At 64.7% G+C, this 11,516-nt stretch carries 7 protein-coding genes; 5 read left to right on the plus strand and 2 right to left on the minus strand.

The genetic code is table 11. The annotated features are described in order from the left end of the window. The first annotated feature begins 150 nt into the window (after positions 1-150). From GDN70_RS13690 to GDN70_RS13705, 4 genes are all read left to right on the plus strand, one after another. Positions 151-3,285 carry a CHAT domain-containing tetratricopeptide repeat protein gene (locus GDN70_RS13690; protein WP_173015803.1) on the plus strand — a complete coding sequence of 1,045 codons (3,135 nt, stop codon included), beginning with the start codon at positions 151-153 and terminating at the stop codon, positions 3,283-3,285. 183 nt (positions 3,286-3,468) lie between these two features. After that, entirely contained in the window at positions 3,469-6,786 is a 3,318-nt protein-coding gene (locus GDN70_RS13695; protein WP_028143359.1) for an adenylate/guanylate cyclase domain-containing protein, read from the plus strand. A gap of 21 nt (positions 6,787-6,807) precedes the next feature. Continuing rightward, positions 6,808-7,488 carry a redoxin domain-containing protein gene (locus GDN70_RS13700; RefSeq protein WP_028143358.1) on the plus strand — a complete coding sequence of 227 codons (681 nt, stop codon included), beginning with the start codon at positions 6,808-6,810 and terminating at the stop codon, positions 7,486-7,488. A gap of 137 nt (positions 7,489-7,625) precedes the next feature. Then, the gene (locus tag GDN70_RS13705; protein ID WP_028143357.1) at positions 7,626-9,071 is read left to right on the plus strand and encodes an adenylate/guanylate cyclase domain-containing protein; all 1,446 of its coding nucleotides are present in this window, start codon (positions 7,626-7,628) and stop codon (positions 9,069-9,071) included. Positions 9,072-9,076: 5 nt separating this feature from the next. On the opposite strand, the gene GDN70_RS13710 is transcribed toward GDN70_RS13705, so the two are convergent. After that, positions 9,077-9,916: a uroporphyrinogen-III synthase gene (locus GDN70_RS13710; RefSeq protein WP_028143356.1), complete on the minus strand. Its 840-nt coding sequence runs from the start codon at positions 9,914-9,916 to the stop codon at positions 9,077-9,079. Between the two features lie 175 nt (positions 9,917-10,091). Between GDN70_RS13710 and purU the strand changes: the two genes are divergently transcribed. Continuing rightward, positions 10,092-10,955, plus strand: a complete 864-nt coding sequence (gene purU, locus GDN70_RS13715) for a formyltetrahydrofolate deformylase (protein WP_028143355.1) — start codon at positions 10,092-10,094, stop codon at positions 10,953-10,955. A gap of 72 nt (positions 10,956-11,027) precedes the next feature. On the opposite strand, the gene GDN70_RS13720 is transcribed toward purU, so the two are convergent. Further along, positions 11,028-11,321 carry a hypothetical protein gene (locus GDN70_RS13720; RefSeq protein ID WP_028143354.1) on the minus strand — a complete coding sequence of 98 codons (294 nt, stop codon included), beginning with the start codon at positions 11,319-11,321 and terminating at the stop codon, positions 11,028-11,030. Positions 11,322-11,516: the final 195 nt, after the last annotated feature.

Raw genomic sequence — 11,516 nt, forward strand, 5'->3', positions numbered from 1 at the left:
CATCTTGCTGTGGCCCAACAGGTCGCGGGCGCGGGGAATCGGAGCGATCGCAGCATGTGGGTACGGTGGCCGAGGTTTGCCGCGCAGTCTTTTTGTTTTGTACTTCTCGTAAGCGTCATGGTCTCGCCGGGGCAGGCGGGGTCGCAAGACATGTTGGCGCTGATGCAGCGCATTACGGCGCTGGCGAAGGAGGGCCGCTACGGCGAGGCGGTCGGCTTGGCGAGGAAGCTCGTCGTTGAGGCCGAGAAAAGCACGGGGCGACAATCGCCCCTGACCGCGACCACGCTGGTCGTGCTGGGGCAGGCGCTCCAGACGAAAGGCGAGACCACCGAGGCCGAAAGCGTGCTGAGGCGGGCCCTCGTCATTCGCGAGAAGAGCCTTGGTCCCAATCATCCCGATGTCGCAGCCGTGCTCGCCACGCTAGGCCAGATCGAGCTCGGCCAGAACAGGCTCGGTGATGCCGAACGCGACTTGTCGCGCGCGATCGCCATCGACGAGAGCGTGCTGGGCCCTGACCATCTCACCACGGCGCTGGCGCGGATGCAGCTCGGCAATCTCCGTCACCGCCAGATGAAGGAGACGGAGGCGCTCGATCTGTTCAACCGTGCGCTCGTGGTGTTCAGGAAGTCTCCGGGACAGGCTGACATCATGATCCCGGTGACCTTGAACAACATCGCGGAGGTCAATCGGGCGCAAGGCCGGTTACAGCAGGCCGAGGCGAGTTTTGCCGAAGCGCTTGTGCTTCAGGAGAAGCAGCATGGCCCGGACAGCATCTATCTGACAGCGACCCTCAACAATCTCGGCGAGCTCCGCCGTGCGCAGGGACGGCTTCCGGAGGCCGAGCAATTGGCCCGACGGACTTTGGCTATCAGGGAGAAGGCGCTCGGACCTGATCATCCCGATGTCGCTGCGAGCCTCAACAATCTGGCCCTGGTGTTCTCGCGCGAGGGCCGGGACGCCGAGGCCGAGGGGCTGCTGACCCGCGCACTCGCCATTCAGGAGAAGGCCGTCGGGATAGCGCATCCGAACGTGGCGACGGCATTGAACAACCTTGCGGAGGCCTGGGCTCATCTCGATCGCAAGCAGGAGGCGGAGCAGCTGTTCCGCAAGTCGCTGGCGATCCGTGAGAAGGCGCTCGGGCCGGCGCATCTGGATGTCGCGATCGCGCTTGACAATCTGGTGACGCTGATGAGCGAGGCCGATCGTTACGCCGAGGCCGAACCGTTCGCGCGCCGGTCGCTTGCGATACGCGAGGCCGCGCTCGGGGGGTCTCACCCGCTGATCGCCAACAGTCTCAACAATCTGGCCGTCATTCTGGACAGCACCGGCCGGCCGCAGGAGGCCGAGCCGCTGCTGAAGCGCGCGCTGGATATCCGCCTGCGCGCTCTCGGCGAGCAGCATCCGGATGTTGCCAACAGCTTCGCCAATCTCGGCGCCCATCATATCGATTTGAAGGATTGGCAGCAGGCCCGCGACGCGTTCGCGCGCGCGGTCGCGATCCAGAACGGCCGCCGCGCCGCCGAGCAGGAGAGCCGCGGCGATGTGAAGGTCCATGAAGAGACCAATCCCTATCCCGGACTGATCGTAGCCGCCTATAACCTCGCGAGCGCCAATGCGGGGCAGGCCGGCGCCTTGCGATCGCAGGCGTTCGAAGCGGCGCAATGGATCGGTGACGAGCAGGCTGCGCGGGCGATTGCCGGCATGTCGGCCCGCATCGCCGATGGCAGCGGGGATCTCGCCGCGCGCGTCCGCGAGCGGCAGGATCTCGGCGCGCAAGCTGTCGCGACCGACAAGATGCTCGTGGCGGCGATCTCGCAGGCGGATGCTGCGCGGAACCCGGCGGCGGAGCAGGCGCTTCGTGCCCGAGCCTCGGCCATCTCAGGTCAAATCCGGGAACTGGATCGCTCAACCGCTGCGCAGTTTCCGGACTATGCAGCGCTCGTAACGAAGGCGCCGATTGCGATCGAGGATGCCCAGAAGCAGCTTCGTCCCAACGAGGCGATGTTGCTGTTCACGACGACGTCACGCGCCACCTTCGTCTGGACCGTGACGCGCTCGGACGTGCGCTGGCATTCGGCGGATCTCGGCGAAAAGCAACTCGCTGAGGCCGTCGGTGCCTTGCGCTGCGGTCTGGATACGGATGCATGGCTGGACAAGGCGACCACATGTCCGCAGAAGCTCGGCCGCAAGGCCCCGCTTGGGGCGGACGAGCCATTGCCGTTCAACCAGGAGCGCGCCTTTGCGCTCTACCAGGCGCTGCTCGGGCCTGTCGCTCGCGACATCGATGGCAAGGAGCTGATCCTGGTGTCGTCGGGGCCGCTGGCGACGCTGCCCTTTCAGGTCTTGCTGACCGAGAAGCCGGCTGCCGGCCAGGACCTCGCGAGGGCGCCCTGGTTGGTCCAGCGATTTGCCACCACAGTGCTGCCTTCAGTCTCCAGCCTCAAGGCATTGCGGCAGGTCGCACGCAAGAGCGCGGCGTCGAAACCGTTTCTCGGCATCGGCAATCCCGTGCTCGACGGCGATGGCCGCAGCGATGTCGCGATGGCGCGTGCCAAGCTGGCGCGCCAGATTCAGACCTGCGCCGTCCTCCCGACGCAGGCGACCCAGGTCGCACAACGGAGCTTGCGCGCCGTGGACGCGCTGTCGGGCGGCACCGCGGACATCGTGCAGCTCAGGCGGCAGATGCCGCTGCCGGAAACTGCGCTCGAACTGTGCGCGGTGGCCAGCACCTTCGCGCCCGTCAAAGGCGACGTCGTCCTCGCTGGCGACGCCTCCGAGACCAGGATGAAGACGCTCGGCCAAAGCGGCGATCTCGCGAAGTATCGCATCCTGCATTTTGCGACGCATGGCGCGCTTGCGGGGCAGGTGCGCGGCTCGATCGAGCCAGGACTTATCCTCAGCCCGCCAGCGGCGCCGACGTCCACCGATGACGGCTATCTCTCGTCGTCGGAGGTATCCGGCCTCAAGCTCGATGCCGATTGGGTGATCCTGTCGGCCTGCAACACTGCTGGCGGGCAGGCCGCCAATTCGGAGGCCTTCTCCGGTCTTGCGCGGGCCTTCTTCTATGCCGGCACGCGCGCGCTGCTGGTGTCGCACTGGGCGGTGAACTCCGACGCCGCGGTCGCCATCACCACCGGCACGATCGACGCCATGAAGACGCATCCCGATATCGGCCGAGCAGAGGCGCTGCGTCGCTCGATCTCGGCACTGATCACCAAGGGCGGCGAGAGCGCGCAGCCCGCAACTTGGGCGCCCTTCGTGCTGGTGGGGGGCGGCGCCATCTAGCGGTTCAGCGCGCCGCCGCGCGCTGAACCGGCTGTTTGCGGGGATGAGTGAAGCGGCGCTCGCGGCCGTTAATCAACCACCGCTTGCTCTTCCTGCACGACGAGCCCATGCTTGTCAGGTCGCTGGGCCCATCCGACAGGTCCAGTAGACCGCGTCATCGCGGCTTCCGCGGGGTCTTGACCCATGAACTGCTCTTGCTGCGGTTCCGAGGTTCAGAGCGGCTTTGCCTTCTGCCCGAAGTGCGGCACGAAGCAGCCGAACGCGTGCCCCGGCTGCGGCTATGCATGCGCTCCGGATTTCACGTATTGCCCGAAATGCGGCGCCCTCGTCAGTGAACCCCCCAAAGCCGGGGGACAGGCGCAGCCGGGCCGGTCGACAGCGCCGGTCAGAGCGTCGTCACCGCCGCTGGCGCCGGCGGTCGACCCTCACCAGGCTTTTCGACCGCAGCCAGACAGGATGGACAACGAAGCCAACCGCCGCACCATTACCGTGCTGTTTGCCGATCTCAGCGGCTTCACCGCGATGAGCGAGCGCCTCGACCCCGAGGTCATGCAGGCCCTTCAGAACGAATTGTTCGAGGAGCTGACGGAAGCGGTGCAAGGCTTTGGCGGCTTCGTGGACAAATTCATTGGCGATGCGCTGCTGGCGCTGTTCGGCGCGCCAGCAGCGCACGAGGACGATCCGGAGCGGGCGGTCCGTGCTGCACTCGACATGATCAAGCGGACGGAGCAGCTCAGCGAGCGCGCGAAGGTCTATGCCGGCGCACCGCTGCTGCTCCACATCGGCATCAATACCGGGCACGTGGTTGCGGGCGGACTGGGTGTGGGCGTTGCCAAGTCCTATTCGGTAACCGGCGACACGGTGAATACCGCGCAGCGATTGCAGTCGATGGCGCCGCCGGACGAAGTGCTGGTCGGGCCCTTGACCTACCGCCTGACCCGGCATGCGTTCTCGTATGAATCGCTCGGCGAGGTCTCGCTCAAGGGCAAGATGGGCAGTGTCCTGGTCCATCGTCTCAAGGGACCGCTCGACACGCCGCGTGCGGCGCGAGGCCTCGACACGCTGGGCCTCAGTGCGCCGCTGATCGGCCGCGACGTCGAGCTTGCCCGCATGATCGGCAGTCTCGATCGCGCGTGCGGCGGTGCGGCGCAACTGGTGCGGCTGGTCGGCGAAGCGGGCATCGGCAAAACGCGCCTGGTGAACGAATTCGTCGCCCGCATCCGCGATGAGGAGCGCTTCGCAGGTGTGGCGATCCGGCAGGCCGCCTGCTCGCCCCTCGGCGAACAATCCTACGGCACGCTCGCCGCGGTGCTGCGCAGCGCCTATGGCATCGCGCAGAAGGCCAGCGCCGCGGCGGCTGAGGCCAGGCTGGCTGAGGCCCTGTCGGAGCTTGGCCTTCCGGCCGAAGAGGCAGAGCGGCTGATGCCGCTCTATGTCCATGTCCTTGGCCTCGGCGGCCCGGACGCCGCATTGCAGCACGTCGAGCCCGAACAGCTCCGGCGGCAGATATTCTTTGCGATCCGGACCGTCTTCGAACGGCGCCTGGCCTTGTCACCGCTTCTGATCATCGTCGAGGATCTGCACTGGGCCGATGCCGTCTCCCTCGAGGCGCTGCGGTTCCTGATGGACCGGCTGGAGCGCACGCGGTTGATGCTGTTGTTTACGCATCGGCCAATGCTGGAGCTGGATCAGTTCGGTTCGGGCCGGATCAGCCACACGACCCTTCGATTGCTTCCGCTCGGTGACGCCGACGGACAGAACCTGCTGGCGGCTTATTTCAGTCACGGTTGGCGCGAGCCGCCGGGAAATCTGTTCAGTCGAATCCTGGAGCGCGCGAGCGGCAATCCGCTTTTCCTCGAGGAAATCATCCGCGGTCTCATCGAGGCCGGCGCCTTGGAGCGTGACGGCCCGCAGTGGCGGATAAAGTCGGATGAGGCCGCCGCCGACATCCCGGCAAGCATTCAGGCGCTATTGCTGGCGCGGCTGGACCGGCTGCCGCATGAGGTGCGCCGGCTGGCCCAGGAGGCCGCGGTGATCGGCCCGCGCTTCGACGCGGCTCTGCTCGGTGCGACGGCAACCGGGCCGGCGAAGGTCGAAGTGGGCCTCGAACTTCTGTGCGACGCCGAGATTGTCGAGGAGGTTGCGGGCGCAAACTCGATCTCGCTGCGATCCTACCGTTTCACGCAGACCATGCTGCAGGACGTGATCTATCAAAACCTGCTCTTGCAGCGGCGGATCGAGCTCCATGGACGGATTGGTGCCGCGCTGGAGCGGCTCTATGGCAGCGAGCCCGAACGGCTCGAGGACCTCATCCTGCTGGGCCATCATTTCAGCCTGAGTGCGCACAAGTCGAAAGGCGCCCGCCATCTGCGCGCGGCCGGCGATCGCGCACGCGCGACCTATGCCAATGACGATGCCATCCGTCTCTATCAGCAGGCCCTCGCCATGTTGTTGACCGGCGGCGAATGCGTGCCGGAGCGCCTGCTTCTGTACGAGCGGATCGCGGACCTCTGCGCCGCGGCGGGCCGCCGCAACACGGCCGAGGAGCACTACCAGAGCGCGCTGGAGGGGCATCGCGCCACAAAGGACCGCATTGGCGAAGCGCGAATCCTTCGCAAGCTTGGCAGGTTGTTGTGGGACGCCGGCAAGCGGATCAACGCAGAGAGGCATTACGCCGAGGCGGCTGACCTGCTTGGAGGGACCGATGCGCCGATCGAACGGGCGCACCTCTTGCAGGAGCGCGGCCGTCTCGCGTTTCGCATGGGCGATCACGTGGCCGCCGCGACATGGGCGGACGAGGCCCTTGGCTACGCCCGATCCGTCCCGGCGGACGCGGACGAGCAGGCCGGACTCGAGGCGGCGCGCGCCATTGCCGAGGCTCTCAATACCAAGGCAGTTGCACTGGCGCGGCTTGGACGACACCAGGATGCGGTGCGCGAAGTGGAGCAAAGTGTCGCGGCGGCCGAGGCCGCCGGCCTTCTCAATGTGGCCTGCCGCGGCTACACCAATCTCAGCGTGCTCTACACGATTGTCGACCCGGCGCAAGCCATTGATGTATGTCGGCGCGGACTGGATGTCGCGCATCGTATTGGCGATCTCGGGTTCCAGGCGCGTCTTCTCGCCAATTTCGCCGTTGCCTGTTGCACCTTCACGGACAAATGCACCGAGGAAGGGGTGCCGGCTGCCGAAAAGGCAATCGAGATCGACCGTGCGCTCGATCAGCGCGAGCATCTCCCCGTGCCCCTGATCGTGCTCGGGCAAATCCATCAATGCCATTTCCGGCCCGATCAGGCCGCCCGCTGCTACAATGAGGCGATCAAGGTCGCGAGCGAAACCGGCGAGCCGCAGCAGCTTTTTCCGTGCTATGATGGTCTCGCGACGCTGAACCTTGATCGCGGCGACATGCCCGAGGCCGAGCGGTATTTCGCGCTGGCCGATGACGTCTGCACCAGGCACGGGCTTGATCCCGCAGGACTGATTGTACTGCCATTTCTTGACTAGGTCATGTGAAGGAGTTCAACCATGCCAGAACGTCATGTCGATGGACCGCTGCAACCGGGTGATCGCGCACCGAACATCGTGCTGGATGCCATCACCCGCGAAGGGAAGATCGCGCTCGATGATTTTCGCGGGCAAAGTCCGATATTGGTCGGCCTGTTTCGAGGCCTGCACTGCCCGTTCTGCCGCCGCCATATCGCGGCCCAGGCGCAGCTTGACGCGGCCCTGCGCGACAAGGGCGTTGAAAGTCTGACGGTCGTCAATACGCCGATCGAGCGCGCTCGGCTCTACTTCCGTTATCACCCGTTGCCCAATCTGCTTGCCGCGTCCGATCCCGAGCGGGTCTCGCACCGCGCGTTCGGCCTGCCCAATCTCGAGTTCACCGAGAAGGAAACCGAGTGGCCGCGCAAGGTGGGCATGGATGTGGTCATGGGCATGCAAGTTGACATTCCCGGAGAATTGCCCGGGCCGATGAATCGTTTGGCAGCCGCCGAGCAGCTCAACAACAAGGATGGCTACGAGATGATGGAGGCCGATCAGCGCATGGCTGCAACCGGCCAGGGCCAGCTATTCGGCCAGTTCCTGCTCGATCGGGAAGGGGTCGTGCGCTGGGCCTTTACAGAAGTTCCGGAAGGCGGCCAGCGCATGTTCGGGATGCCGAGCCCGGGTGAGTTGATGTCGGCGGCTTCGCAGGTGGCGGGCTAGACATCGTCGCGCGGTTGGCGTGGTGCTCTCGACCGCAGCAGGCACGAGCCGGTGCGCTCGAGGTGGTGCCGCCGTTTTCGCGCCCACGCCTGCGCGTGACGAACGATTAATCCGAGCGCACTTAATCCGAGCGCACAATGACCGACATTCAGGAAAGGCTCCTCGAAAGCAAGATGACCGAGATCGAGCGGGCCCGATCCTGGAGCCCCCGCGTGATCTCCAAATTCGAAACGCTCATCAGGAGCGGTGACGATCTATCGCTCTACCGCGTCAATCCGCTGGCATTCGCGCGCGACCGCGCCATTGCAGAGCCGGAAAGCATTGACCTGTTTCTCTATGCGACGAGAAGCGGGCTATTCGAGATGAGCTGGGATGTTGTTTGTCCCCAATCCGGGATGGTGCTCGATAGCTTCGGCGCCTTGCGCACGCTCAAGACCCACTATGTTTGTGGTTTGTGCGACGTCACTGGCGAAACCGATCTCGACGACTTCATAGAGGTCACGTTTACGGTGTCGCCCCAGCTTCGGCGGCTTCCGTTTCACGATCCTGCCTCCCTCTCGGTCGAGGATTTCCATTGGAAGCTTCGATTTCTGAATGACGCGCGGATACCTGGCCAACAAATCCGATTTCTCGACTATTTGCATGCGTTCGTTCGCGGCCTTTCGTTCTTGCCGCCAGGCTCCGCCACGACCATTCGTTGCGAACTCGGTCCCGGCGCTCTGGCGGGGGTCAATATTCAAACCCAGGCTGCGTTCGCCGTTGCGGTGGCCGGCGAGCCGACAACCTCGCCGACAATCTTGCGAGTTGGATACGATGGGCAGCGCTTTTCCCCCTCGCTGGCCGCCGTGCCGCCCGGCCCCGTCATTGTCGAGGCGGAGAACCGCGGATCCACGCGAGGCTCCCTGCTCCTGATCAACTGGCCGCCTGAGGTTTTGGCTCAAGCGATCAAGCCGCCGCTTGATTTCGAGCCCTACATGTCCGGCGGGATGTTGCTCGCGAGACAGACGTTTCGCCGCCTGTTCCGGTCAGAACGCGTGGACGAAAGGGAGGGCCTGGGAATCCGGCAGGTGACCCTGCTGTTCACGGATCTCAAAGGTTCGACCGCCATGTACGAACGGCTCGGCGATCTCAATGCCTATGCGCTGGTCCGCGAACATTTTGCTTTGCTCGGTGCGACCGTTCAGGAACATTCCGGTGCCATCGTCAAGACGATCGGCGATGCAGTCATGGCGGTCTTCTCTCGCCCGACAGACGCGATCTCGGCGGCGCTCCACATATTGGGGGAAATCGAACGCTACAATTCCGACCACGGCGATCCGAGCATCATCCTGAAGATTGGAGCCCATTGCGGCCCCTCCATCGCCGTGACCCTGAACGACAATCTGGATTATTTCGGCCAGACCGTAAATGTTGCCGCGCGTGTCCAGTCGCTGGCGGATGCGGGCGAGATTTGTATCTCGGAGGCGCTGTATTCGGCGCCGGGAGTGAGCGATCTCCTTTCCGGGCATGCAATCGCGGTGTTTGAAGCTCCTCTTCGCGGCGTTGAAGGAAATGCCAGCGTGTATCGTGTCGTGCCCGGGTAGGACCCTTACCTTCCTTGCCGGGGCAGCTTCTCCGCGAGCGCGGCTGCCATCGCCGAGATCAGAGGCCGCATGAAATAGGCTTCATCGGCCGGCGAGACGTCCGTGCGCAGTCCATGGGCAGCAAGCTCACCCGAAACCGCCGGGCCCACCGACGCAATCAGCGTCCGGTCGAAGCCGGCGCGCAGCTTCGCCTCGCTGCCATGCGCCTTGGCGGCCTCGATCAGGCGGCGGACCTGGCCGAGATTGGTGAGCGCGACGGCATCGATCCGCCCCGCGGCCATGTCGTCGATGGCGGTGACGATGTTGGCATCCGCTGCCTTGGAATCGTAGGCATAGGGCAGCACGGCATCGACCTCGGCGCCTTGCGCGGCAAGGGCGCCGATCAGCGCGCCATGGTCCTTGTCGGGATAGAGCTGAAGGCCAAGGCGCCGGCCCTTCAGGTCGAGCTTGCCCAGCATCTCCATCACGCCCTCGGTGGTCGGCTTGCCCGTGGTCTGCTGCGCTTCGAGGCCGACCTCGCGCAGCGCCTTGCCGGGCTTCGGGCCGCGGGTGAATTTTCGCGATCCGGCGAGGGCTGCGACAAACGCGCCGTCGAGCCCACGCGCCCGCGCGAGCTTCATGATCCGCCGAAGGCCTTCGCCGGTCATCAGCACAAGGTCGTCAAGGGGCTTGTCGGTGGCGCGGCGGATCCAGGCCTCGACCGGAGCAGGGTCCGGTGCATCCTGGATGGTAAACATCGGGCATTGCACGACCTCGGCGCCTTGCTCGCCCAGAAGCTTCGAGAACTGCGCCTCCTCGCGCGTTTCCAGGATCAGGATGCGGTAGCCGTTCAAGCGTTCGGCCATGGGCGTACTCCGGGCAGTTAAAGCAGTCGTCCGTTCATCCTGACTCCGCGCTTCAGGTCGAAGCAAGTCTTGGGATTGGCGCAAGGGGACGTCGGTGATAGAGCAGGGCGCAAATCGCGGGTCGTTCCGCATCATTTGCCCAAACCTTCATCAAGAGCCAAGCCTGTTCATCAACATGCCCGATCATCAATATGTCCTGACCCTGTCCTGTCCGGATCGTCCCGGCATCGTCTCGGCGGTGTCGACGTTTCTCGCCCACAACGGACAGAACATTCTCGATGCTCAGCAGTTCGACGACATCGAGACCAAGCAGTTCTTCATGCGCGTGGTGTTCACCGCGGCCGATCTCGCCGTGGAACTGTCGGCGCTGCAGACCGGCTTTGCCGCGATCGCCGAGCGTTTCGGCATGGACTGGCAGATGCGCGATCGGGCCGCGCATCGCAAGGTGATGCTGCTGGTGTCGAAGTCGGACCACTGCCTGGTCGACATCCTCTATCGCTGGCGCACCGGCGAACTGCCGATGACGCTTGCCGCCATCGTCTCCAACCATCCGCGCGAGGTCTATGGCGGGCTCGATTTCGGCGGCATTCCGTTCCACCATCTGCCGGTGACCAAGGAGACCAAGCGCGAGCAGGAGGCACAGATCCTCGACCTCGTCGCCAAGACCAGGACCGATCTGGTCGTGCTCGCCCGCTACATGCAGATCCTGTCGGACGATCTGTCGGCGCAGCTTTCGGGGCGCTGCATCAACATCCATCACTCGTTCCTGCCGGGCTTCAAGGGCGCAAAGCCCTATCACCAGGCCCATGAGCGCGGCGTCAAGCTGATCGGCGCCACCGCGCATTACGTCACGCGCGATCTCGACGAAGGTCCGATCATCGACCAGGACGTCGAGCGCATCAGCCATCGCGACACGCCTGAGGATCTCGTTCGCAAGGGCCGCGATATCGAGCGTCGCGTGCTGGCCCGCGCGATCCGCTACCACCTCGACGACCGCGTCATTCTCAACGGCCGCAAGACCGTGGTGTTTGTGGATTAGCGAATAGTGAGTGGCGAGTAGCGAATAGAAGGGGTGGCCATGTTCGCCACTCCCTATTCGCCATTCGCTCCCTTAGCGCACCGCGCCAGCCGGCGCGGTCCCGGTCGCGCCCTTCTGCGCCTGCTCTTCCTTCTCGCGATCCGCCGCCGGCAGCAGCCGCTTGCGTTCGCGCTCCTTCATGTAGGCGTCGTATTGCGGCGTGCCCGCTCGCGGCGGGGCATCGGCCGGCAGCCCGCCGGCCCATTGCGGGATTGAGTCGCCCATGCCGGCGGAGAGTCTTTCGTTGACGGTGCCGCAGCCGGCAAGGTTGGAAGCCAGCAAGGCAACGACGGCAGCGATTGAAGGCAAACGGATACGCATGAGCATCTTCTGGGTCGAACTGGACCGGGCGCGGATGACCGGCGCCCGATGGGCGCCAGCGGCGCACTCTAGTCCTCAACAAGTAAAATTGGCCTATTCGACGACGGATTTGTTTGTATACATAATGGTAAAATAATACGCAATTTTAGGCGTTGATTGGGTCTCTTTAGGTGGTACGGTATACAGTCCGTATTTTCGGCG

This window comes from Bradyrhizobium sp. TM102 (genome assembly GCF_009176685.1).
Taxonomy (GTDB): domain Bacteria; phylum Pseudomonadota; class Alphaproteobacteria; order Rhizobiales; family Xanthobacteraceae; genus Bradyrhizobium; species Bradyrhizobium ottawaense.

Excerpts from the sequence above, each read along its gene's own strand:
- GDN70_RS13690 (WP_173015803.1), top strand. The coding sequence starts at position 151 with ATGTTGGCGCTGATGCAGCGCATTACGGCGCTGGCGAAGGAGGGCCGC.
- GDN70_RS13695 (WP_028143359.1), top strand. The coding sequence starts at position 3,469 with ATGAACTGCTCTTGCTGCGGTTCCGAGGTTCAGAGCGGCTTTGCCTTC.
- GDN70_RS13700 (WP_028143358.1), top strand. The coding sequence starts at position 6,808 with ATGCCAGAACGTCATGTCGATGGACCGCTGCAACCGGGTGATCGCGCA.
- GDN70_RS13705 (WP_028143357.1), top strand. The coding sequence starts at position 7,626 with ATGACCGACATTCAGGAAAGGCTCCTCGAAAGCAAGATGACCGAGATC.
- GDN70_RS13710 (WP_028143356.1), bottom strand. The coding sequence starts at position 9,916 with ATGGCCGAACGCTTGAACGGCTACCGCATCCTGATCCTGGAAACGCGC.
- purU (WP_028143355.1), top strand. The coding sequence starts at position 10,092 with ATGCCCGATCATCAATATGTCCTGACCCTGTCCTGTCCGGATCGTCCC.
- GDN70_RS13720 (WP_028143354.1), bottom strand. The coding sequence starts at position 11,321 with ATGCTCATGCGTATCCGTTTGCCTTCAATCGCTGCCGTCGTTGCCTTG.